The sequence below is a fragment of the Stenotrophomonas veracruzanensis genome (genome assembly GCF_032911525.1).
Classification (GTDB): Bacteria; Pseudomonadota; Gammaproteobacteria; order Xanthomonadales; family Xanthomonadaceae; genus Stenotrophomonas; species Stenotrophomonas africana.
In genome coordinates, this window is sequence record NZ_JAWJTI010000003.1 from 12,701 (window position 1) to 34,877 (window position 22,177).

A 22,177-nucleotide genomic window follows, 5' to 3' on the forward strand; every position below is an offset into this window, starting at 1 on the left:
CCAGACGGCCATAACTATACAGGACATCCTGTATAGTTATGGCTGTACTCTACCCCCCCATCAGGTTCTCCCATGGCTTTGTCCCAGCCCTTGGCCGGTGCTCCGGCCCTGTCGCGTGCCCGTCGCTGGGCGCTGTTGTTCACCGTCGCCGCTGGCCTGCTGCTGGTCACGCTCGACAACTCCGTGCTCTACACCGCGCTGCCCACCCTTACCGAAGAACTCTCGGCCAGTGCCGGCCAGGCGCTGTGGATCATCAACGCCTATCCGCTGGTGATGGCCGGCCTGCTGCTGGGCGCGGGCACGCTGGGCGACCGCATCGGTCACCGGCGCATGTTCCTGATCGGCCTGGTGGTGTTCGGCGTCGCCTCGCTGGCAGCGGCGTTCGCCGACACCGCAGCGCAGCTGATTGCCGCACGAGCCTTCCTCGCGGTAGGCGCGGCCGCGATGATGCCGGCCACGTTGGCGCTGATCGGCCTGAGCTTCCACGAAGACCGCGAACGCAACATCGCCATCGCGATCTGGGGTTCGGTGGCCATCGTCGGTGCGGCGCTCGGCCCGATCATTGGCGGCTGGCTGCTGCAGCACTTCTGGTGGGGCTCGGTGTTCCTGATCAACGTGCCGGTGGTGGTGGTCGCGTTCGTGGCCACGCTGCTGTTGGCGCCTGAAGGCCAGCGCGACACCTCGCGGCCGTGGGACCTGGTGTCCTCAGTTCTGGCATTGGCTGCACTGTCCGGCCTGATGCTGGCGATCAAGTCGTTGATCGCTACGCCGCCGTCGTATGCGCTGGGCGCGGGCGCGCTGCTGCTGGCCGTCGTCAGCGGTGCGGCGTTCGCACGCCGCCAGCAACAGCTGCCGTATCCGCTGCTGGACTTCGCGATCTTCCGCAACCCGGCGTTCCTGGCCGGCACGCTGTCGGCGGTGTTCACCCTGTTCGCGATGGCCGGCCTGCAACTGGTCACCACCCAGCGCTTCCAGCTGGTGGCAGGCTTTACGCCGCTGCAGGCGGGCCTGCTGGTATCGGTGGCGGCGCTGGGCAGCCTGCCCAGTGCGCTGCTGGGTGGCAGCATCCTGCACCGGGTGGGCCTGCGCCCGCTGATCTGTGGCGGCCTGGCCGCAGGGGCGGCGGGTGTCGGCGTGGTGGCGTTCGGTTTTCCGCATGGCCTCGGTTGGGTGCTGGCTGGCATGGCCATCACCGGCTTCGGCATGGGTTCGGCCATCTCGGTGGCGTCCACTGCCATCCTCAATAACGTGCCGGCGCACCGTGCGGGCATGGCGTCTTCGGTGGAAGAAGTGTCCTACGAGTTCGGCGGCCTGCTGGCGGTGGCGATGCTGGGCAGTCTGAGCGCCGCGATGTACAGCGCGTTCCTGCCGGTCGCGGCAGACATGCCCGCGCTTGCCCGTGAGGGTTTCACCCAGGCGCTGCATGCCGCGCGCGAGAGCGGGCAGGGCGAGTGGTTCGCACTGGCTGCGGCCGCGTATGACCGTGGCTACCAGATCGTGCTGCTGGTGATCACGGCGGTGCTGGCGATGGGCGCGACGATCCTGGCGCGCCTGCTGCGGGGCCGCGTTGGCAGCCGCGAGGGCGCGGCCGATCGCGTAAAATGAGGCAATGAGAACCAGCAAGCGCGACCGCATCCTCGACGCCGCCGTCAACGTGATCAATCGTGACGGCGTGCGTGCGGTGACCTTCGAGTCGGTGGCGGCCGAGGCCCAGCTGACCCGCGGCGGCCTGCTGTACCACTTCCCTTCGCGCGAGGCGCTGCTGCGCGGCATCGACGAGCACCTGGTGCAGGCCTGGGAAACGTCGATGGAAACGCTGCTCGGCAAGCGCGCGGATGAAGCGACGGCACTGGAGCGCTACCAGACCTTCGTGCGCGTATCGGCACAGAGTGCCACCCGTGCCGAACTGATGTTCATGCTCGAATCGGCCGACCCGGACGCCGAGCGTCCCTGGGGGCCGGCGGTACGTCGCTGGGCTCCGCTGCCGCCGGAGGCAGGTGCAGCGGAAGACAGCGCCGCGCTCGACAATTTCGTGGCGCGGCTGGCCGCCGATGGCCTGTGGATCTACGAGGCAATGTACGAAGGCCAGCTGGACGACGGCGTACGTGCCCTGGTAGCCGAGCGCATCGCCGGGCTGCTGGCGAAGTCTGATGGGGCACCGCACTTGTAGAGTCGACTGTTAGTCGACTGCTCTTCGCTCAGACAACGAAACCCCGCGCTTCGCGCGATAGTCGACTCTACTCCTCAGCCGTTCACCCAACCTGCGCTGCGCTCGCGGCCAACCACGCTCGCGGCGATGCCCCCAGCCGCTTGCGGAACGCCTTCGACAGCGAGGCGGTATCGGCGAACCCCACCTCGATCGCCACCTGCTTGACCGCCACGCCGGCCCGCAGCTGCGCGCAGGCCAGGCTCAGCCGCCAGTCCAGCAGGTAGCTGGCTGGCGTTGCCTGCATCACGTCCTTGAACACGGCCGCGAACGCGCTGCGCGACAGGCCGGCAGTCGCGGCCATGCGCGGCAGCGTCCATTCGTCCTGCGGCGCCTGGTGCATCGCAACCAGCGTGCGGGCCAGCCGCGCATCGGACAGCCCGCGCATCAGCCCATGGCTGACGCCCGCCGCATCCGGGTGGTCCACCACCCAGCGCAGGATCTGGATCAGCGCCACCTCGAACAGGCGGTTGGTCAGCAGCCGTGACCCGCAGCGCTGGCGATCGGCCTCGGCGAACAGCAGGTGCAGGGTGTCATCCAGTTCGCCGATCGCGGCCAGCGGCACCACCATCACCGGTGGCAGCGACTGCACGATCGGATTGCGCGCGCCGCCATCGAAATCCAGCGTGGCGCAGGTGAAATCCGGACCATCCAGCGGTGCATTGAAGAACACATGGTGCACCGGCTGCGGATACAGCAGCAGGCTGGGTGTGTCGATCTTCAACCGGGGCAGCGCGATATCGCCGTCGGGATGACGGACCTCCATTTCACCCTGGCGCAGGATGTGCAGGAAGGCACGACCGGGCTGCGGCTCGAAGACATGGTGGCCGCACAGCGGACCGCTTTGAAACAGCGCGGCCTGCACCCGGAAGCGTTCCAACAGGGAGGAGAGACGGTCGGGTGCGGAAGTGTCTGTGGGTAGGCTCATGGATGAATGGACAACATGTGTGGCGAATTACGCCTGATGCGTCCACGGAGTCTACCTACGATGAGCGGGTCGTCCAATCCCGGGCGCTTTCCCAAGGAGATCCACCATGTCCCGTGTCCCCCTGATCGATGCCGCCAACACCACCGCCGACCGCCAGGCCCTGCTGGGTCAGGTCCACGCTGCCTTCGGCGCCACCCCGGCCATGTTCCGCGCCGTGGCCAACTCGCCAGCCGCCCTGCAGAGCATGTGGGGTTCGTTCGGCGCGCTGGGCGGCGGTCGCCTGTCGCCGCTGCTGGGTGAGCAGATCGCCGTCGCCATCGCCAACCGCAACGCCTGCGAATACTGCCTGGCCGCCCACACCGCGCTGGGCCGCAAGGCCGGTGCCAGCAGCGAGCAGATGGCCGCCGCGCAGATCGGCCAGTCCAGCGATCCGGCCACCTCGGCGGCATTGGACTTCGCGTTGAAGGTGGTCGAGCAGCGTGCGCAGATCGCCGACGGTGATGTGCAGGCGCTGCGTGCGGCTGGCTTCGATGACGAGCAGATCGTTGAGATCCTCGCCCACGTGGCGCTCAACCTGTTCACCAACTACGTCAACGTAGCGTTCGACGTACCGGTGGACTTCCCGAAGGTCGCGCTGCGCTGAGATGCGGTTCGGCCCGGGTGGCAGCGGGCCGCCCGGGCCGGTCTGAATGGAGCCGACCGGGTAGACTCGACTGTCAGTCGTCCATCGCGCGCAGCGTGGGGTTTTCGGGGGGGGCTGAACGAAGAGCAGTCGGCTGACAGTCGACTCTACTTGTCGTCCGCCTGCAGCCGCTCGGGATGGGTATACACATTGAACCCGCTCTCCCGTGCGAACCCGACCAGGCACAGGCCTGCACCGCGGGCCAGGTCGATCGCCAGCGCGGTCGGTGCCGAGACTGCGGCCAGCACGCTGGCACCGGCGCGCACCGCCTTGCTGACCATTTCGTAGCTGGCCCGGCTGGAAATCACCAGCAGGCCGCCTTCAATGGCGTGTTCGTTGTGGTGCAGCGCGCCGATCAGCTTGTCCAGCGCATTGTGGCGACCGACGTCCTCGCGCACCCAGCCGATCCGCCCGCTGGCATCGGCCCAGGCCGCAGCGTGGGTGGAGCCGCTTACCGCATTCATCGGCTGGTGCTGCGCCAAGGTGGCCAACGCCCGTTGCAGGGCAGCAGCGGAATAGCTGCGGCGCTCGCGGATCTGTGGCAGTGGGCGCAGCACCTCTTCCAGCTGGCGCGTGCCACACAGGCCGCAGCCGCCACGGCCGGGCAGCAGGCGTCCATTGGCCGGGTCCAGGTTTGCGCCGGGCGCGTCCTGGGCCACCGTCATCTGAAGCTCGATGCCTTCCAGCTGCGGGTGGACATCGATCGACAGCAGCTGCGCGGGCGCGTTGATCAGGCCTTCGCTGAGCGAAAAGCCGAGCGCGAAATCCTCCAGGTCGCACGGCGTGGCCATCATCACTGCAAAGGCAGCATCGTTGTAGCGCAGCGCCACCGGCACTTCTTCGGCCACCACGTCGACCTGCTGCTGTTGCGTGCCGCCGCGCCAGCGCTGCAACGGACGCTGGGCCGTGCCGGCATGCGGGGTGTGCGGTGGGGGCGAATCAGGCATGCAGCGCGTCCGGGCTAGGGAGATACGCAGGTGGTGGACCACCTACGGCATCGAGAATAGCGCAGTGGCCATGCGCTGACGCAGGTGTAACCGTTGTCATGGCAGGCTGCGCTGAAAACAGGGTGCAGCCACTGGCGAAGCCGTGCAGGCCGTGTTTGACTGTGGGGCTGGCCGTGCGATTGAAGGCGCCGCCGGACTGCGATGTGCCCATTGTTGCCGCGTTCCTCCCGTAAGGTTCCCGAACATGTCCGAGCAGAAGCCGCCGCGTTACAAACCCTACAACCAGCCCGCCGGTGGCTGGGGTGCCGCCGGCGCAACGGCCAAGGTGCTGCTGCAGCAGAGCGTGATCGGCAAGGGGTCGAAGGCGTTGCTGGCGATGAACCAGCCCGGCGGCTTCAAGTGCCCCAGTTGCGCGTTCCCTGACGCTGACGAACGCAAGAAGCTGGAGTTCTGCGAGAACGGCGCGAAGGCACTGGCCTGGGAAGCCACCCAGTTCCGCGCCGGCCGCGAACTGTTCGCCCGGTATACCGTGACCGAACTGATGGCGCAGACCGACTACTGGCTGGAGATGCAGGGCCGGCTGACCGAGCCGATGCGCTACGACGCAGCCACCGACCACTACGTGCCGTGCAGCTGGGACGATGCCTTCGCGCTGATCGGCCGCCACCTGCAGGCGCTGGACAGCCCGCACCAGGCCGAGTTCTACACGTCCGGCCGCACGCCCAACGAAGCCGCGTTCCTGTATTCGATCTTCGTGCGCGAGTTCGGCACCAATAATTTCCCGGACTGCTCGAACATGTGCCACGAGCCGACCAGCCGTGGCCTGCCGCCAGCCATCGGGGTGGGCAAGGGCACCATCGTGCTGCAGGATTTCGAGCATGCCGAGGCGATCTTCGTGATCGGGCAGAACACCGGCACCAATTCACCGCGGATGATGAGCAACCTGGTCGACGCGCGCAAACGTGGCATTCCGATCGTGGCGGTCAACCCGATGCCCGAGCGCGCGCTGATCCGTTTCGCCGAACCGCAGGACATGGTGCAGATGGCCACGTTCGGTTCAACCGAAATCACCAGCGAGTTCGTGCACATCCGCATCGGCGGCGACCTGGCCCTGATCAAGGGCATGATGAAGGTGATGTTCGAGCGCGAGGCGCAGGGCGAGCGCGTGCTCGACCATGATTTCCTGTCAGAACACACGGTGGGCCTGGAGGGGCTGCGCGAAGACGTGATGGCGCAGGACTGGGATGAGATCGTGCAGGTGTCCGGCATTTCGCAGGCGCAGATCCGTCGCTGTGCGGAGATCTACATCCGCTCCAATGCCACCGTGATCTGCTACGGCATGGGGCTGACCCAGCACCAGTACGGCTCGCGCCTGCTGCAGCAGGTCGCCAACCTGCTGTTGCTGCGTGGCAATTTCGGCAAGCCCGGTGCTGGCATCGGGCCGATCCGGGGCCATTCCAATGTGCAGGGCGACCGCACCGTCGGCATCGACGAAAAGCCCAAGCAGGCCTATCTGGACCGCGTGCAGCAGGTGTTCGGCTTCGACCCGCCGCGCGAGCATGGCCACCATGTGGTCGAATCCATCGAGGCGATGCTGGATGGCAGTGCCAAGGTGTTCATCGGCCTGGGTGGCAACTTCATCCATGCGGTGCCCGATACCCCGCGTGCGTACGAAGCGATGCGCGGCCTGGACCTGACCGTGGGGATCGCCACCAAGCTCAATCGCGGTCATCTTGTTCATGGCCGCGATGCGCTGATCCTGCCGGTGGTGGCGCGCTCGGAGCGCATCGTCACGCCGGCCGGCGAGCAGTTCGTCACCATTGAAGACGCGATGTCCAACGTGACCGCCTCGCGCGGCGTGCTCGAGCCGGTCAGTGCCGATGTGTTGCCCGAGGTCGAGATCGTCTGCCGCATGGCGATGGCCGCGCTGCCACGCAGCAGGGTCGACTGGGCGGGTTGCATGCATGACTACGCACCCATCCGTGAGCTGATCGCGGCCTTGTACCCGGAGATCTACACTGGCTTCAACGAGCGCGTCCAGCAGCCGCATGGCTTCCATCTGGACATCCCGCCGCGCCGCCGCGTCTGGCCCACGCCCAATGGCAAGGCCAACATCCTGGTGATGCCTGGCCTGGACGTGGACGATCCCGTACACGATCCGGACATGCTGCGGCTGGCCACCGTGCGCTCGCATGACCAGTACAACACCACCATCTACAGCTACAACGACCGCTATCGCGGCGTGTACAACGATCGCATGGTGCTGTTCATGAACATCGAGGACCGGCTGGCGCGCGGGCTGGACAAGGAAGCCCTGGTCAGCCTCGAGACGATCAGCGGCGATGGCGTGCAGCGGCGCATCGAGGGCCTGACCGTGCTGGACTACCCGATGCCGCGCGGTGCGCTGGCCGGCTACTACCCGGAACTGAACCCCTTGCTGCCGCTGGACTACTACGACCGGATCAGCGGAACCCCCGCGGCAAAGTCGATCCCGGTGCGGATGCGGGCGATGGCGGCGGCGATTGCGTAGCGCGCGCATCGGCTATCATCGGCGTGTGAACCTGCCTGGCCTGCTGCTGCGTTGGATGTTGCTTGTCGCCCTGGTGCTGAATGCACCAGCGCTGGCGCTTGCCGCGTTTTCGTACAGCGGCCCGGCCAGCCAGGCGCATTGCGCTGCACCGCACTCGGCCGCGATGGCGGCGGGCTGTTGCGATGCTGATGCGGCCCCGGCGGCCTGCCAGAGCGGTGAGTGCGAATGCCCGCCCGCCTGCCTGGGCATGCTGGCGACGTTGAACGGAACACCGGCCTCGCCCTGGCGCGAAGCGCCTGTTCCGGCCAGCACCCAGCAACGCGCACCGCCTCTGATGCCGGATCCGTTGCGTCCCCCCATCGCGTGATTCCCTGCAGGCCTCAAGCGCCTGCCATGACTGCTCGACTTTCTCTCGACTCTGCCCGCGCCTTCGATGCGCGGGCGACGGGCCGCGTTGCCCGTCTTTGCAAAGGAATCACTCAATGAACCGTACTCTCTCCCTCGGCCTGCTGCTGGGCACCGTCTTGGCCACGACCGCCTGCGCTCGTGCCGCCGAAGAATCCGCTGCGGCGCCGGTCGCCAGCGATGCGCCGGCCCAGGCCAGCCCGGCCAAGGTCGATCCGGCCTTGCCGGTGGCCATCGTGCACAAGACCGCCAGCTGCGGTTGCTGCGGCATATGGGTCGACCACCTGAAGGCCGCCGGCTTCCAGGTCGATGTGCGCGACACCGATGACATGAATCCGATCAAGGTCCGGCTGGGTGTGCCGGTCGGCAAGGCGTCGTGCCATACCGCCGAGATTGGCGGGTATATGGTCGAGGGCCACATCCCGGCTGAGGACATCAAGCGGCTGCTGGCCGAACGTCCGGCGGCGCGTGGGCTGGTGCTGCCCGGCATGCCGGCCGGTTCGCCGGGCATGGAAATGCCGGATGGCTACGTGCAGCCATACACCGTCGAGCTGGTGCGGACCGACGGCAGCACCGAGCCGTTTGCACAGCACGGGCAGGGCGGCTGATAGACGGTGGGTGCCGGTCAGTCTCACCGGCACCCTTCGATGCGCCCTGTGTAGCGTCGAGCCATGCTCGACTGCTCTGCGTTTCAGTCGAGCAAGCTCGACTCTACAGAATCAGCGGTCCCCGGCCGTTTCCTTGGCCAGCTGCGCGTCGAATTTCTTCTCGGCCGCATCCGCGTAGGCGCTGCAGGTCAGTGCATTGGCGCTGGCCTTGCTGCCGGCGGCATAGTTCCAGTTGCTGGCACCCGGATGCGGGGTCAGCAGCAGATCGCAGGGCAGACCGCGCACGGTGGTGAAGCTGCGCTTGTAGTCCTCGATCAGGCGTGGATAGCGAGGGTTGCCCTTCAGCTGGTAACCCGGCGCGCTCAGGCTGTCGGCGTAGGCGATGCGCACCGGCTTGCCATCGCGGGTGTCGGTCCAGGTCCAGGCGGTGCTGCCCGGGGTATGCCCTGGCATGAAGTGCGCGGTGAATGTGATGCCGCCCACCGTGACCGCTTCACCATCCATGATGATCCGGTCGGCGCTGGCCGGCGGATACGTTATGCCGTCAGCAAAGTGCAGGTCGTTGCTACCGCCGCGCGCCAGCAGCACCGCCGATTCGGCATTGGCCGCCACATGCGCGCCGGTTCGACGCTTGAGCTCGGCGACCGGGCCGGCGTGGTCGGCATGCGCATGGCTGAGCAGGATCAACCGCAGGTCCTGCGGGGCCACGCCGCGCACCTTCATGTTGCTGATGAGGTGGCTGGCCATCTGCGGCATGCCGCCATCCAGCAGTACTGCCCCCTCGGCGGTCTGCACCAGCAGCGCAGTCAGGTCCTCGGTGCCGATCTGCCAGGTGTGGTCGGCAATCTGCAGCGGCGCCATCGGCTGCAGCCAGGACGCATCCACGGTGTAGGCCCGCAGCTGTGGCAGCGGTGCCTCGGCGGCGCTGGCGTGGGCGGCCGGAAGAGCGACGGCCAGGGCGAAGGCGAGCAGGGTAAAACGCATGATTCACGTCCGCTTGAAGGAGGCCCAGAAACTAGCATGGGCCTCCTTCATCGCGTCTCGCATAGATTTCATGGCTCCCATAAGGACGCCATGGATCAGTACCGGTACTGCCACCCCAGCGTCAGCACCCGGCCGCGACCGGAGAAATAGCTCGGGTTCGACGGCGTGGTCTGCGAGTAGTAGCTGATGTACTGCTTGCCTGCCAGATTCTGCACGCCCAGCGTGAAGGCATGCTTGTCCAGCGTATAGCGCGCGACCAGATCCAAAGTGGTGTAACCCTTGAACTCGGCCACCCGCGCACCACGCAGGTCGAAGTCTCTGTCGAAGGCATGGCTGGCCTGCAGGCGGGTGCTGAGCTGCGGCGTCCAGCTCTGTTCCCAGAACGCAGTCAACCGGTTCGGTGCGATGTTCACACCAGCCAGGTCGCTGTCGAGGCGACCGTCGACGTCGGCGTCGTAGCGGCCGTTGGCGCGTGCATAGCCCAGGCCGAGGCGGCTGTTGCCCAACCGCAGGCGCAGGTTGCTTTCAAAGCCTTCCACGCGGGTGGCCTGGCGCTGCACCGCATAGGCATCGATGCCCGGATCGTAGATCAGTACCGAGCCGAGCTTGGATTCGGAGGTGTAGTAGGCAATGTCACCGCTGAAGCGGCCATCGTCGTACTCCAGTCCGATCTCGCGGTTGTCAGACACTACCGGTGACAGGTCGATGAGGCTGTCCACGCGCTGGCCGTCGCGGTTGATCGCGCGCAGCACACGGCCGACGTCGGCGACGGTGTAGCCCTCCGAGTACGAGGCGTAGGCGTTCAGGCGGTCGTTGATGTACCAGACCGCGCCGAAGTTGGGCAGGGTCTCGCTCATCGTCGGCTTGCCACCGGCCACCTTGCGTGCGCCGTAACGGGGCAGGGTAGTGTAGTCACCCACTTCCAGCTCGCCCTTTTCGTAACGCAGGCCGCCGGACAGCATCAGGTGATCGGTCGGCCACCAGTGCAGCTGCAGCAGCGGTGACAGGCTCTGGTAGGTGGTCTGAGGCACCCAGTTCATGCCACTGGCCAGCAACACTTGGTGGGTGCGGTCGCGCAGGCCGTCCAGGCCCAGGGTCACGTCCAGCGTGGTGTCGGCGATGCGGCTCCAGCTCTGGGTCAGCTTGAAGCCGCGCTTGTCCGATTCATTCTGGGTCTGGTCCCAGGCGGCATTGGCGCCGGTGTTGCCCCACGGATCCCACTGGCTGGCACCGTAGCGGCCTTCGAAATCCACCGCGAAGGCCTGCGCCTGGAAACGGCCACCGAGCAGGTCGGCGGCGCTGTAGTCCACCGTCAGCGAACGCGAGCGGTTCATCGGCGGATCGAGCGGCGTATCACCGGGAACCGAAATGGTCGGGCGACCGGTGCGGTAGTCACCGTTGATGGCCAGGTAGTTGTCCAGCCCGCGCAGTTCGAAGCGGTTGGCCATCACCTGCAGGCGGTGGCCCTCGGCGATGTTCCAGCCCAGCTTGGCAAACACGTTCGATGAGGTCGAGTCCATCAGCTCGCCCTGCGCGTTGGTGCCGATCGATCGGCCCTCGCCGTCGTGGTACAGGCCCTGCTTCTCATAGGCCAGGCCGGCGACCAGGTCGAACTGCTCACCACGCACGCCTACCAGGGCCGAGCCGCGCTGGCCATTGTCATCGTGGCGGCTGGGCAGGGCAGCGCTGTAGCTGACGTTGGTGTCCAGCAGGAACGCGCCCGGCTCACTGGGCGCGCTGCGGGTGATGATGTTGACGATGCCGCCGGTACCGCCGATGCCCTGCAGCGCATTGGCACCGTGGATGACCTCGATGCGCTCGATCATCGCCGGGTCGATGGTGTGCGAATCACGCGAGCCATCGCGCAGCGGCGTCGACTGCGGCACGCCGTCGACCATGTACAGGATGCCGCGGCCGCGCATGGTTTCGCCGTAGTTGGACATCTTCTCGCGCGCCGGGGCAAACGCCGGAATCTGTGACGACAGCACCCGCGACACATCCGAACCCAGCGCCAGCTGCTGGGCGATGTCCTCGCGGGTCAGCACCGTGATGGTATTGGGCATGGCGGTCTCGCCCTGCGGCATGCGCGCGGTCGAGGCCGAGACCGTGACGCGGGCCAGCGAGGTTGTCGTTGCGGATGACGGCGCTGATGACGCGGCCCGGGCCGGGGTGCGCGGCGTGGCCGGTGCGCGCGCTGGCGCGGCATTCACCACGAACACACCTGGCGAACGTTCCTGCATCGCCAGGCCCTGCCCGGCCAACAGGCGCTGCAGGGCGTCGTGCGGGGTGTAACGGCCGTCGAGGGCGGGTGCATTGCGGCCGCTCACGCTGTCGGCCGCGAACAGCAGCTGGATGCCACTCTGCCGGGCAAGCGAGCTGAGCGAAGCCTGCAACGGGCCGGCCGGCAGATGCAGCTCGACGGGCGCGGAGGCAGCGGTCTGCGCCGTGGCGGGCAGGGCGGCACACAGGCAGGCAGCGAGCAGGGTGGGGGCCAGCCGGCGCAGGGCGGCAGGCGGAACAGGGGGGGTCATGCGGGGGTCCTTCGGAAGGGTTCAAGCACTTGCCGGATGGGACGGCGCGCAACCCACCCTCGGTGTGGCATTCAATCGCGGGCGCGCAGATGCAGGCTGCCATCGGAAGCGGCGTGCACCTGCACCGGCAGGATCTCGGGCAGCAGCGTGAGTACGGTCTCTGCGTGGTCGGCATCGAACACGCCCGACACCTGCAGAGGCCCCAGCGTTGGGTCATCCAATACGATGGGACGGTCGTGATAGCGCTGCAGGATGCGCAGGACCTCGCTCAGTGGCATGCGGTCGAACTGCAGGCGTCCGGTGGTCCAGTCCGCCTGCTCTGGATCGATGGCCTCCGGAGGAGACAGCGATCCACGCTGGGCCAACAGGCGCTGCCCTGGCTTCAGCCGCTGTTCGCTGTTGCCCTCGTCGACGCGAACGCCAACCTCGCCGCGCCACAGTGTCACCTCGCTCAGTTCACCCTGGCGGTCAACATCGAACACCGTGCCGTAGTTGCGTACCTGTACCGGCCCGGCATCGACCTGGAAGCGGCGCCACGCCGAATGCTGCACCTCGAAGCGCGCATGGCCCTGCGCCAGCAGCACCCGCCGCGAACGCAGGTGGCGACGGACCTGCAGGTGGGTTCCCGCGTCGAGCAGCACGCGGCTGCCGTCCGGCAGCTCGATGTCGCGGCGCTCGCCGACGGCGGTCTGGTAGTCACGCACCTGCCAGGCCGGGTCGGCCAGCAGCAGCGCGGCGGCCGCCAGCAACAGCACCGGCAGTACCCGTTTCGCGCCAGATCCGCCGCGCCGCCGCTGCAGCTGCTCCGGGCCTGGCAACGGGAAACGCTCCTTCAGTGCCTCCCGGTGCTGATCGAGCGTGTCCTCGGCGGACGGTTCGGCGGGCGGCGACGGCGGTACCGGATCGGGTGATGCAGGGCTCACCGCAGCGCACCGTGCAGCCGACAGTCGGCCATGGCCAGGCGCAGATGACGTTCCACTGCCTTCAGGCCGATGCCCATCCGCTGCGCCACCTCGGCCTGGGGCAGCTCATGGATCTTGTGCAGGATGAACACCTTCTGCCGCCGGCAGGGCATGCGCTCGATGCTGGTGGTCAGCCGCTGCAGCGCCTGCTGGCCCTGTGCCTGGCGCTCGGGTCCGGGGCGCTCGCAGGCGTCATCGGGCAATTCGGCGCGCGCCTCCACCCAGTGCCGGCGCAGGTCCTCGGCGCGGCAGCGGTCCACCGCCGCATCGTGGGCGATGCGCCGCAGCAGCGCGATGGGATGCCGTGCATCGTAGGCGGCCGGGCGTTCGAGCAGCCGCACGCAGACATCGTGCACCACTTCACGGGCCAGCCCTGGCGAACGGAAACGGCAGCGCAGGTACTCCACCAGTTCCTCGTAGTGGCGCACCAGCGAGGACACCAGCGGCAGCGCAGGAGGGTGTGGGGAAGGCAGCTGGGACATCCGGACCGGAAGCAAGGGCAATGGGCGGGCACGGGGAGGGCATCCCTGCGCGATGACGCAATACTAATGGGAACCGTTCGCGTTTGCCATGTGGCGCGGAGATCGGGATTGTTCGGCGGGGCTGGAAAGTGAAACCACGATCATCGGCTGGAGCGCAGAATCGGGCGCGGCTAGCCTGCCAGCAGGCTCAGGGAGATGGACCATGCACGTGCTTCTGGTGATGGTGGGTGGGGTGCTGTTGTTGGGGGTGTTCCTGCTCTTCGGGCGGCTGTGGAGCGTAGGCCAGTCACAGCTGCCCACGGCCCTGATCGCGTTCATCGCCACCTGGCTGCTGGTGACGGTGGCCAACATGTGGGTGGGCGTGAGCAGGGCCGGCTACGCCGTGCGGGAGGAACTGCCGATCCTGCTGCTGGTATTCGCCGTGCCGGCCTTGCTGGCCGGTCTGCTGTACTGGCGCCTGGCGCGCTGAAGGACGGTCATGAGCACACAACAGAGACTGCCTGCCCTGCGCCAGCGCGATGGCCACCACGCCCGCGTGACCTACGAAGAGCTGTTCTTCGACCTCGTTTACGTATTTGCGGTTACCCAGCTCAGCCACCATCTGCTGCATCACCTGGACCTGGCCGGCGTCATGCAGACCCTGGTGCTGTGGTTCGCGGTCTGGCTGGGCTGGCAGTACGCCTGCTGGGTCAGCAACTGGTTCGATCCGGAGGCGCCACGCATCCGCAGCCTGCTGTTCGTCACCATGCTGCTGGCGCTGCTGATGTCCTCGTCCATTCCCGAGGCCTTCGCTGATCGCGCCTGGGTCTTCGCGGGGGCCTACGCCACCATGCAGGTCGGGCGCACGGTGTTCGTGCTGCTGGAGGTCGGGCGCCGCCACCCGCTGGCGCCCAATTTCCGCCGCATGCTGGCGTGGGTAAGCGTGTCGGCCTGCTTCTGGCTGGCCGGCGCTGCAGCCGAGGGCAATCTACGCCTGGCGTTGTGGGCGTTGGCGGTGGCCTGCGAGTACATCTCGCCGATGTTCGGTTTCGCGTTTCCGGGGCTGGGCCGTTCGCACACCCGGGAGTGGACCATCGAAGGCGGGCACCTGGCCGAGCGTTGCCAGCTGTTCGTCATCGTCGCACTGGGTGAGACGTTGCTGGCCACTGGCGGCGTGCTCAGTGAGGTCGAGCACTGGAGCGGCGATGTGGTCTCGGCGGTGCTGGCCACCTTCGCCGGCACCATCGCCATGTGGTGGTTGTATTTCGGCATCTCCAGCCGCGATGCCACCGTGGCGATCACCCATTCCGAGGACCCCGGGCGGATGGGGGCCAACTTCCACTACGTGCATGCGCTGCTGATCGCCGGCATCATCGCCACCGCGGTCGGAAATGATCTGGTCATGGACCATCCTGGTGAGGCGGTGACCCCGGTCTACGCTGCGGTGCTGGTTGCCGGACCATTGATCTACCTGCTTGGCAGCGCCTTGTACAAGCGCATTGTGTACGGGCGCGCCCCGTATTCGCATCTGGTCGGTGCAGTGGCGTTGGTCGTGTTGGGCGTGGTTCTGCCGCACATCCATCTGCTGGCCGCTGGCTGGCTGACCAGCGCGGTGCTGCTGGCGGTGGGCTTGATGGATACGCAGTTGAAGCGTCGCCTGCAGCGCGCATGATCCGCACGCGCCGTGGCCGTACTTGCGCGGGCGGGCGATGAGAGTAGCGTTGTCGGCACCCCCTTTGAACCGGGAGCAGCACTTCATGCAGAACCTGCCGCAATGGTTGTTGTGGGCCGGACTGTCTGCCGTGTTCGCAGCGTTGACTGCGCTGTTCGCCAGGATTGGCGTCAAGGGCGTCGACTCGGACCTGGCCATGGCGATCCGCACCCTGGTGGTGGCCGCGGTGATCCTGCCGCTGGTGGTGGTCACCGGCAAATGGTCCAATCCGTTGCTGCTGCCGGGCCGCACCCAGCTGTTCCTGATGCTGTCGGCACTGGCCACCGGCGCTTCATGGCTGTTCTATTTCCGCGCGCTGCAGAGTGGTGAGCTGGCCAAGGTCGCAGTGGTCGACAAATTCAGTGTGGTGCTGGTGATCGTGCTGGCCTACCTGCTGCTGGGCGAACGTCCGACCCTGCGGGAGTGGAGCGGCATCGGCCTTGTGCTGGCCGGGGTGATCGTACTGGCGACGAAGAAGTAGCAGCGTTCAAACCCATCAACGAGGGAGGGCAGGATGCAGGGCGAAGCGCGCGGTACCCACGTGTAGAGTCGACTGTCAGTCGACTAATGCGCAAGGCGTGAGGTTTCCTGCATCCGGACGAACAGCAGTCGACTGACAGTCGACTCTACCGGCTCCGATGCGTTCACGCAGTACCTGCCTGCAGGCGGTCATACATCCGCACAAGGTCGACCAGGGTGCGCGCACCCATCTTGCGCATCACCTGCGCGCGGCGCACCTTCACCGTGATCTCGCTGACCCCGAGGTCGCCGGCGATCTGCTTGTTGAGGCGGCCGCGTACCACACCGTCGACCACCTCGCGCTCGCCGGCGTTGAGAGTCTCCCAGCGCAGTTGCAGCGCGCCGAGTGCCTCGCCGTCGCGGCGGCGCTGGCGGTCGATCTCGATGCCCTTGTGGATGGCATCCAGCAGCTCCTGGTCACGGAATGGCTTGGTCAGGAACTCGATGGCTCCGTCCTTGATCGCGTTGACGCCCATCGCAATGTCGCCGTGGCCGGTGATGAACACCACCGGCAGCTGCAGGCCGTGACTGCCCATCGTGCGATGGAACTCCAGCCCACTCTGGCCGGGCATGCGCACGTCCAGCACCAGGCAGGCCGGTGCATCTTCCAGTTCGTGTTCGAGGAAGGCTTGGGTGGAAGCGAACGCCCGCACCTGCAGGCCCATCGAGGCCAGCAGGTCTTCCAGTGCCGCGCGCACCGACGGGTCGTCGTCGATCACGTAGACGATGGGTGCTGGATCGATGGCTGGGGCAGCGGGCTTACGCATGTTGAACGTCCGTGGCGATGGGCAGGTCGAAGACGAAGCAGGCACCGCCGCCTGCTGGTCGTTCGGCGCGGATCTGGCCGTCGTTGGCCTCGATCATCGAACGGCTCAGGCTGAGGCCCAGGCCGAGCCCATGTGATTTGGTGGTCCAGAATGCATCGAATACGCGCTCGGGATGATCGGAGGGCAGGCCCACGCCCCGGTCGCGCACGCTGAGACTGACCCGCTGGCCGTCACGCCGGGTCAGCAGGGACAGCCGACGGTCGGCGGCGGGGACTGACTCCATCGCGTCCACCGCATTGAGGATCAGGTTGCCAATTACCTGCTGCACCTGCACGCGGTCGGCCTGCACCAGCGGCAGGTCGGCATCCAGCAGCAGGGCCACCGCCACGCCGTGCTGGTCCAGTTCACTGCGCGACAGCGCCAGCATCTCCTCCACCGCCTGGTTCAGGTCGAAGGCCCGTCGTTCCGGTGCCGCGCCCTGGGTCAGGCCGCGGATGCGGACGATCACGTCACCGGCGCGGTGCGCATCGGCCAGGATGCGGGCTACGGTCTGGCGTGCCTTGTCCACGTTCGGTGGGTCTTGGGCCAGCCAGCGTTGGCAGGCCTCGGCGCTGCTGGCGATGGCCGCCAGCGGCTGGTTCACTTCATGGGCGATGGAGGTGGTGAGCTCGCCCACGGTGGAGGCGCGCGCCACCCGCAGCAGACGGCCCTGCGCCTCCTGCACGGCGGCCTTGGCCGCTTCCATGTTCAGGGCGAGATAGGTGGTGATGCCGATCACCAACATGCCGATCACCGAATTGACCAGGCCGATGCGGTAGGTGCCGAAGCGGGTCAGGAAGAAGCTCAGCCCGGTGAGTGCGATGCAGGCGACGGCCAGGGTGATCAGCCCGCGCGCGCTCAGTACGCGCGCTGCGGCGAGGATGACCGCCGCGTAGAAGCAGGCGGCGGCGACCGCGTAATCGGTGACGGTGTCGATCAGGAAGATCGCCGCCATCACGACGATCAGGGCCAGCAGCACCAGCGGGCGACGGGGCGACAGCGATGGCATCGGGACGGCTCCCTGGCGTGGGCGGAAAGGATAGCAAAGCCGCCATCGGTGGATGCCGACCCTGGTCGGCAGGCTCCTGTGGGGTGGGTGCCGGCTCTTGGTAGGTGCCGACCGTTGGTCGGCACAGCAATTGAAAGGGGGGGCGATGAGGGTTTGTGCCGACCAACGGTCGGCACCCACCAAAGCGATGCATGCGGGCTGTTGGTAGATGCCGACCTTGGTCGGCAGGCTCTCGCAGGAGGCATGGCATCTGATAGTTCTGTGCCTACCCAGGTCGGCACTTACCAAAGCGGTGCACGGAGTTGCCGGCCAGCGGCCGCCACTACTCCTCCAGGCTGGCGTTCCAGAACCCCTGCAGCACACCGGGTGTGGTCGCCAGCGTGGCCAGCACCGCATCCAGTTCGCCGGCATCGACCGTGGTGGCATACAGCACCGCCTCGATCTCCACGTCGCGCTCGCCGAACGGGCGCTGGTCCACCGCGCGTACGGGGTACTGCGCCTGCTCAAGCAGCAGCAACAGCTGGTCCAGCACCTCGGCCTGCTGCTCGCGCTGGCAGACCACGTTGATCGCATAGGTCGCCTCGCTGAACGCTTCCGGCAGCGGCTGCCGCTGGATGCGGTTCACCACCGGCCGCAACAGGGTGTTGGCGGCCAGCACAAACACCGCAGCCAACACCGCCTCGGGCAGCAGCTTGATGCCGGCACAGGCGCCCACTGCCGCCGATCCCCACAGGGTGGCGGCGGTGTTCAGGCCGGACACCTGCGCACCGTCCTTCATGATCGCGCCGGCGCCGAGGAAGCCGACGCCGGAGATCACATAGGCCACCACATGCAGCGGCGAGGGTGGTCCGCCATACAGGTCATGGAAGCGCACGGCCAGGTCGACGAACACCGCCGCGCCCACCGCCACCAGCGTATTGGTACGCAGGCCGGCGGTGCGTTGGCGCAGCTGCCGTTCCAGGCCGATGGCCGTGCCCAGCACGAACGCCACCGACAGGCTGATCAGCGAACTCAGGGTTGCGCCGGCGTTGAACGCCGGCAGGTTCGGATTGATGTCCATTGTGATTCTCCCTGGACAAGGCGGCGGGCGCTTACTGCCAGCCGTAGCGACGGATGTAGAACTTCTTCAGCGCGGTGGTCAGCACCGCATAACCGAACAGGATCGCCACCAGGAACGGCCAGTAGCCGGCCGGCAGCGCCTGCAGCTTGAAGTAGCCGGCGAGCGGGCTCATTGGCAGGGCCACGCCGATTGCCATGATCAGGCCGGTCATCACCAGCAGCGGCGGCGCGGCGATGCTCTGCAGGAACGGCACCTTCGGCGTACGGATCATGTGCACGATCAGCGTCTGGGTCAGCAGGCCGACCACGAACCAGCCGGACTGGAACAAGCCCTGGTCGGCCGGCGTGCGTGCATCGAACACGTACCACATCAGCGCGAAACAGGTCAGGTCGAAGATCGAGCTGATCGGCCCGAAGAACACCATGAAGCGGCCAATGTCCGCCGGGTTCCACTTCAGCGGCTTGCGCACCAGCTCCTCGTCAACGTTGTCGAACGGGATGGCGATCTGCGAGATGTCGTACAGCAGGTTCTGCACCAGCAGCTGCAGCGGCAGCATCGGCAGGAAGGGCAGGAAAGCCGAGGCCACCAGCACCGAGAACACGTTGCCGAAGTTGGAGCTGGCGGTCATGCGGATGTACTTCAGCATGTTGTTGAACGTGCGCCGGCCCTGGATGACGCCTTCCTCCAGCACCATCAGGTTCTTTTCCAGCAGGATGATGTCGGCCGCCTCCTTGGCGATGTCTACTGCGCTGTCCACGCTGATGCCGATATCGGCCGCACGCAGCGCCGGTGCATCGTTGATGCCGTCGCCGAGGAAGCCGACCACCTTGCCCTGCGCGCGCAGCTCGCGCACGAGGCGTTCCTTGTGCAGCGGCGTCAGCCGTGCGAACACGCGATGGTGGTGCAGCGCCCGCGAAAGCGCACCGTCATCCATGCGCTCGATCTGCGGGCCGGTCAGGATGGTGTCGGCGTCCAGCCCCACCTGTGCGCAGACGCGGGCGGTCACCAGTTCGTTGTCACCGGTGAAGACCTTGACCTCCACGCCATGCGCGGCCAGCGCCTGCAGCGCCTGCGCAGCCGATTCCTTCGGCGGGTCCAGGAAGGCCACGTAGCCGACCAGGGTCAGTCCGCACTCGTCGGCCTGCGAGTAGGCGGTCTGGCTGGCGGCGGTCTCCTTCATCGCCACCGCCACCACGCGCAGGCCCTGTTCGTTCAGTTCCTCGGTGGTCTGCCGCACCCGCGCCAGGCGGCGCTCGTCCAGAGGCATGTCCTGGCCGTTCTCGCGCACGGTGCTGCACACCGCCAGCATTTCTTCCACCGCGCCCTTGCAGATCAGCTCGTGGTGGTCCTCGCGCTCGGACACCACCACCGACATGCGACGGCGCTCGAAATCGAACGGAATCTCGTCCACCTTGTGGTAGTCCTGGGACAGCCGCAGCGAACTCTGCAGCTCCACGTGTTCCAGTACCGCACGGTCCAGCAGATTGATCAGGCCAGTCTGGAAGTGGCTGTTGAGATAGGCGAACTTCAGCACGTCTTCCGAATCGTGACCGAACACATCGGTGTGACGTTCCAGCGCGATCCTGTCCTGGGTGAGCGTGCCGGTCTTGTCGGTGCACAGCACTTCCATCGCGCCGAAGTTCTGGATGGCATCCAGGCGCTTGACGATCACCTTGCGCCGCGACAGCAGCACCGCACCCTTGGCCAGGGTGGAGGTGACGATCATCGGCAGCATTTCCGGCGTGAGGCCCACTGCCACCGACAGCGCGAACAGGAATGCCTCGGTCCAGTCGCCCTTGGTCCAGCCGTTGATCAGCAGCACGAACGGCACCATCACCAGCGCGAAGCGGATCAGCAGCCAGCTGACACTGTTGACGCCGGCCTGGAACGCGGTCGGCGCGCGGTCGGTAGCGGTGCTGCGCTGGGCCAGCGTGCCGAAGTAGGTGCGGTTGCCGGTGGCCAGCACGATGGCAGTGGCCGTACCGGAGACCACATTGGTGCCCATGAACAGCAGGTTGTGTTGTTCCAGCAGGCCGGCCAGCCCGTCGCCCGGGTGCGCGAACTTTTCTACCGGCAGGGATTCGCCGGTCATCGCTGCCTGCGCCACGAACAGGTCCTTGGCGGTCAACACGCGGCAATCGGCCGGAATCATGTCGCCGGCCGACAGCACGATGTGGTCGCCGGGTACCAGTTCGCGGATCGGCAGGTCCAGCAGGCGTGCCGGGCGCCGGCTGTGCAGGTGCGCGCCGAAGTACTGGTCGGCCACGTCCGCAGCTTCGGTGCCGGGATTGCGGCGCAGCACGCGGGCGGTGTTGCCGACCAGTGCCTTCAGCCGCTCGGCCGCGCGGTTGGAGCGACCCTCCTGCACGAAGCGGATCAGCGTGGACAGCAGCACCATTGCACCGATCACCATGGTGGCCTTGATGTCCTCGGTCAGCCAAGACACCGCCGCCAGCACGGTCAGCAGCAGGTTGAACGGATTGCGGTAGCACTGCCAAAGGTGCCGCCACCACGGTAGCGGCTTTTCGTGATCCACCTCGTTGGGACCGAGCGTCGCCAGCCGCTCCTCGGCCTCATGCGGGCTGAGGCCATCGGCATGCGAATCCAGCGTGAGCAGCAGCTGGGTTTCATCCTGCTGGGCGAGGGTGACCAGGCCGGTGGTGAGCGCGAACGGCGCTGCTTCAGTGCTACCCGGGCCAAATCCGGCTTCGGGCATCGCACGGCGGCGGAACAGGTTGCCTGCGCGACGGCTGCGCAGGAAGGCGTTGAACCAGGCGTTGAGCAGGCTCATGGGACGCTCCTCGAATGTCAGAGCCGGCCGCGGCCGGAACATGAACGGAATAGTTGGAAAGGTCAGGCGTGGCGCATCGCCAGCACCGCCGGCGACCACGGCTGCATGTGCAGGCGCTGGCTGCCACCGATGCACAGTGGCTTCATCGCATCGCGCAGGGGATAGGGCAGATGGCGCAGCACAGTGATGCGCTCGCTGATCGGCAGCAGCGACAGCGCGTCGGCCACCACGCGCGGTGAACCGAGCGACAGCGAGCGGGCGAACATCACGGGGCCGTGCTGCAGCAGCTGGCTGCGCAGGGCGGCAACATCGCGCTCGCCAATCAGGCGGCGCAGGGTGATGTAGAGGATCTTGTAGGACATGGGGGCGATCTCCAGGCAGGCGGCGCCTGGCGGTCCCCCGTCACTCAGGCAGGCAGGGACCGGCGGGCAGGCGCCAGGAACAGGCAACAAGCGGTCATCCGGGGCGCGGTGCGCCTGGCAGGGTCGGGGTCCATCTGCGTCTCCATGAGGGGAGGGTGCCGGCCAGGATTGCCCTGGCCAGTGGCGCTATTGTCCGCCCCTGAATGGGGCAGGCCTAGAGGCTCGTGGGTTAGCCGGGCTATACCTTGGTATAGCCGGGCATGCGCAGCGCCAATCAAGGGTTCAGTGATGGATCAATGCGAAGCGCTGGTCTGCTTGCACACGTCGTACTCGCCACGGGTCAACGTCTTGTCACGGTCGGTATCGCAGGCATGCAGGCGTTCGGCCCAGTCCGGCGCCACGGCATCCACCTCGGCCAGCGTGACAATGCCATCCTTGTCCTTGTCCAGCGTTTCGTAGGCAGGGATGAGCTTCACTTCGGTCACGTCCTCGGCGGCGGTGGGTCTGCCGGCCTCCTGGGGCTTGGAGCAGGCGCCCAGCAGCAGGCCGATGGTGATGATGAGGACAGCAGGAACGTAGCGAATACCGGTCATGACAGGCTCCAGAAGAGGGGACGTGGGCCATGGTTGTGGATGGCCACGGCCGGATCTTCGGCCCGGGTCTGTAAGCGAGCTG

The 22,177-nt window shown here is 67.0% G+C and carries 20 protein-coding genes; 8 read left to right on the plus strand and 12 right to left on the minus strand.

Annotated features, from left to right (window positions below; all coding sequences use genetic code 11):
• Positions 1-72: 72 nt before the first annotated feature.
• Positions 73-1,605 carry an MFS transporter gene (locus tag R1H25_RS03440; RefSeq protein ID WP_317222704.1) on the plus strand — a complete coding sequence of 511 codons (1,533 nt, stop codon included), beginning with the start codon at positions 73-75 and terminating at the stop codon, positions 1,603-1,605.
• A gap of 4 nt (positions 1,606-1,609) precedes the next feature.
• Positions 1,610-2,170, plus strand: coding sequence for a TetR/AcrR family transcriptional regulator (locus R1H25_RS03445; RefSeq protein WP_317222705.1), 561 nt, complete (start codon positions 1,610-1,612; stop codon positions 2,168-2,170).
• Between the two features lie 82 nt (positions 2,171-2,252).
• Here the strand turns inward: R1H25_RS03445 and R1H25_RS03450 are convergent, their stop codons facing one another.
• Positions 2,253-3,134: an AraC family transcriptional regulator gene (locus R1H25_RS03450; protein WP_317222706.1), complete on the minus strand. Its 882-nt coding sequence runs from the start codon at positions 3,132-3,134 to the stop codon at positions 2,253-2,255.
• Positions 3,135-3,240: 106 nt separating this feature from the next.
• Between R1H25_RS03450 and R1H25_RS03455 the strand changes: the two genes are divergently transcribed.
• Positions 3,241-3,777, plus strand: coding sequence for a carboxymuconolactone decarboxylase family protein (locus tag R1H25_RS03455; protein ID WP_049396107.1), 537 nt, complete (start codon positions 3,241-3,243; stop codon positions 3,775-3,777).
• A 146-nt stretch (positions 3,778-3,923) separates the two neighbouring features.
• Here the strand turns inward: R1H25_RS03455 and fdhD are convergent, their stop codons facing one another.
• Positions 3,924-4,763, minus strand: coding sequence for a formate dehydrogenase accessory sulfurtransferase FdhD (fdhD, locus tag R1H25_RS03460; protein ID WP_317222707.1), 840 nt, complete (start codon positions 4,761-4,763; stop codon positions 3,924-3,926).
• Positions 4,764-5,007: 244 nt separating this feature from the next.
• On the opposite strand from fdhD, the gene R1H25_RS03465 reads away from it, so the two are divergent.
• Positions 5,008-7,293, plus strand: coding sequence for an FdhF/YdeP family oxidoreductase (locus tag R1H25_RS03465; RefSeq protein WP_317222708.1), 2,286 nt, complete (start codon positions 5,008-5,010; stop codon positions 7,291-7,293).
• Between the two features lie 482 nt (positions 7,294-7,775).
• Positions 7,776-8,306, plus strand: a complete 531-nt coding sequence (locus R1H25_RS03470; RefSeq protein ID WP_241881591.1) for a DUF411 domain-containing protein — start codon at positions 7,776-7,778, stop codon at positions 8,304-8,306.
• 111 nt (positions 8,307-8,417) lie between these two features.
• Here R1H25_RS03470 and blaL1 read toward each other — a convergent pair whose 3' ends face one another.
• The 4 genes from blaL1 to R1H25_RS03490 form a co-directional block, all read right to left on the minus strand.
• Positions 8,418-9,290 carry a L1 family subclass B3 metallo-beta-lactamase gene (gene blaL1 / locus R1H25_RS03475; protein ID WP_057501531.1) on the minus strand — a complete coding sequence of 291 codons (873 nt, stop codon included), beginning with the start codon at positions 9,288-9,290 and terminating at the stop codon, positions 8,418-8,420.
• 95 nt (positions 9,291-9,385) lie between these two features.
• Entirely contained in the window at positions 9,386-11,821 is a 2,436-nt protein-coding gene (locus tag R1H25_RS03480; RefSeq protein WP_317222709.1) for a TonB-dependent receptor, read from the minus strand.
• Positions 11,822-11,892: 71 nt separating this feature from the next.
• A complete protein-coding gene (locus R1H25_RS03485) occupies positions 11,893-12,744 on the minus strand; it encodes a FecR domain-containing protein (protein ID WP_317222710.1) in 852 nt (283 codons plus the stop codon).
• Complete coding sequence (locus R1H25_RS03490; RefSeq protein ID WP_317222712.1) at positions 12,741-13,265, minus strand: RNA polymerase sigma factor; 525 nt, start codon at positions 13,263-13,265, stop codon at positions 12,741-12,743. The genes R1H25_RS03485 and R1H25_RS03490 overlap by 4 nt, the downstream gene beginning before the upstream one ends.
• A 202-nt stretch (positions 13,266-13,467) precedes the next feature.
• Here R1H25_RS03490 and R1H25_RS03495 point away from each other — a divergent pair, with 202 nt between their 5' ends.
• The 3 genes from R1H25_RS03495 (at position 13,468) to R1H25_RS03505 (ending at position 15,436) form a co-directional block, all read left to right on the plus strand.
• A complete protein-coding gene (locus R1H25_RS03495; protein ID WP_049448081.1) occupies positions 13,468-13,734 on the plus strand; it encodes a hypothetical protein in 267 nt (88 codons plus the stop codon).
• A gap of 9 nt (positions 13,735-13,743) precedes the next feature.
• Positions 13,744-14,916, plus strand: a complete 1,173-nt coding sequence (locus R1H25_RS03500) for a low temperature requirement protein A (protein WP_317222713.1) — start codon at positions 13,744-13,746, stop codon at positions 14,914-14,916.
• Positions 14,917-15,001: 85 nt separating this feature from the next.
• Complete coding sequence (locus R1H25_RS03505) at positions 15,002-15,436, plus strand: EamA family transporter (protein ID WP_317222714.1); 435 nt, start codon at positions 15,002-15,004, stop codon at positions 15,434-15,436.
• A 163-nt stretch (positions 15,437-15,599) separates the two neighbouring features.
• On the opposite strand, the gene R1H25_RS03510 is transcribed toward R1H25_RS03505, so the two are convergent.
• The 6 genes from R1H25_RS03510 to R1H25_RS03535 all read right to left on the minus strand — a co-directional run bounded on the left by R1H25_RS03510 (position 15,600) and on the right by R1H25_RS03535 (position 22,095).
• Positions 15,600-16,241 (minus strand): response regulator, encoded by a 642-nt coding sequence (locus tag R1H25_RS03510; RefSeq protein WP_317222716.1) that lies wholly within the window; start codon positions 16,239-16,241, stop codon positions 15,600-15,602.
• Positions 16,234-17,289 carry a sensor histidine kinase gene (locus tag R1H25_RS03515; RefSeq protein WP_057501537.1) on the minus strand — a complete coding sequence of 352 codons (1,056 nt, stop codon included), beginning with the start codon at positions 17,287-17,289 and terminating at the stop codon, positions 16,234-16,236. Before R1H25_RS03515 ends, R1H25_RS03510 begins: the two co-directional genes overlap by 8 nt.
• 322 nt (positions 17,290-17,611) lie before the next feature.
• Positions 17,612-18,349, minus strand: a complete 738-nt coding sequence (locus R1H25_RS03520) for an MgtC/SapB family protein (RefSeq protein WP_049448085.1) — start codon at positions 18,347-18,349, stop codon at positions 17,612-17,614.
• A gap of 31 nt (positions 18,350-18,380) precedes the next feature.
• Positions 18,381-21,140, minus strand: coding sequence for a magnesium-translocating P-type ATPase (gene mgtA / locus R1H25_RS03525; protein WP_099589553.1), 2,760 nt, complete (start codon positions 21,138-21,140; stop codon positions 18,381-18,383).
• Positions 21,141-21,202: 62 nt separating this feature from the next.
• On the minus strand, positions 21,203-21,502 hold the full coding sequence (locus R1H25_RS03530) for a hypothetical protein (RefSeq protein ID WP_005413574.1): 300 nt from the start codon (positions 21,500-21,502) through the stop codon (positions 21,203-21,205).
• A 293-nt stretch (positions 21,503-21,795) separates the two neighbouring features.
• A complete protein-coding gene (locus R1H25_RS03535; RefSeq protein ID WP_317222718.1) occupies positions 21,796-22,095 on the minus strand; it encodes a hypothetical protein in 300 nt (99 codons plus the stop codon).
• Positions 22,096-22,177 lie beyond the last annotated feature (82 nt).

Coding starts and splice junctions, on each gene's coding strand:
- R1H25_RS03440 (WP_317222704.1), top strand. CDS start 73: ATGGCTTTGTCCCAGCCCTTGGCCGGTGCTCCGGCCCTGTCGCGTGCC.
- R1H25_RS03445 (WP_317222705.1), top strand. CDS start 1,610: ATGAGAACCAGCAAGCGCGACCGCATCCTCGACGCCGCCGTCAACGTG.
- R1H25_RS03450 (WP_317222706.1), bottom strand. CDS start 3,134: ATGAGCCTACCCACAGACACTTCCGCACCCGACCGTCTCTCCTCCCTG.
- R1H25_RS03455 (WP_049396107.1), top strand. CDS start 3,241: ATGTCCCGTGTCCCCCTGATCGATGCCGCCAACACCACCGCCGACCGC.
- fdhD (WP_317222707.1), bottom strand. CDS start 4,763: ATGCCTGATTCGCCCCCACCGCACACCCCGCATGCCGGCACGGCCCAG.
- R1H25_RS03465 (WP_317222708.1), top strand. CDS start 5,008: ATGTCCGAGCAGAAGCCGCCGCGTTACAAACCCTACAACCAGCCCGCC.
- R1H25_RS03470 (WP_241881591.1), top strand. CDS start 7,776: ATGAACCGTACTCTCTCCCTCGGCCTGCTGCTGGGCACCGTCTTGGCC.
- blaL1 (WP_057501531.1), bottom strand. CDS start 9,290: ATGCGTTTTACCCTGCTCGCCTTCGCCCTGGCCGTCGCTCTTCCGGCC.
- R1H25_RS03480 (WP_317222709.1), bottom strand. CDS start 11,821: ATGACCCCCCCTGTTCCGCCTGCCGCCCTGCGCCGGCTGGCCCCCACC.
- R1H25_RS03490 (WP_317222712.1), bottom strand. CDS start 13,265: ATGTCCCAGCTGCCTTCCCCACACCCTCCTGCGCTGCCGCTGGTGTCC.
- R1H25_RS03495 (WP_049448081.1), top strand. CDS start 13,468: ATGCACGTGCTTCTGGTGATGGTGGGTGGGGTGCTGTTGTTGGGGGTG.
- R1H25_RS03500 (WP_317222713.1), top strand. CDS start 13,744: ATGAGCACACAACAGAGACTGCCTGCCCTGCGCCAGCGCGATGGCCAC.
- R1H25_RS03505 (WP_317222714.1), top strand. CDS start 15,002: ATGCAGAACCTGCCGCAATGGTTGTTGTGGGCCGGACTGTCTGCCGTG.
- R1H25_RS03510 (WP_317222716.1), bottom strand. CDS start 16,241: ATGCGTAAGCCCGCTGCCCCAGCCATCGATCCAGCACCCATCGTCTAC.
- R1H25_RS03515 (WP_057501537.1), bottom strand. CDS start 17,289: ATGCCATCGCTGTCGCCCCGTCGCCCGCTGGTGCTGCTGGCCCTGATC.
- R1H25_RS03520 (WP_049448085.1), bottom strand. CDS start 18,349: ATGGACATCAATCCGAACCTGCCGGCGTTCAACGCCGGCGCAACCCTG.
- mgtA (WP_099589553.1), bottom strand. CDS start 21,140: ATGAGCCTGCTCAACGCCTGGTTCAACGCCTTCCTGCGCAGCCGTCGC.
- R1H25_RS03530 (WP_005413574.1), bottom strand. CDS start 21,502: ATGTCCTACAAGATCCTCTACATCACCCTGCGCCGCCTGATTGGCGAG.
- R1H25_RS03535 (WP_317222718.1), bottom strand. CDS start 22,095: ATGACCGGTATTCGCTACGTTCCTGCTGTCCTCATCATCACCATCGGC.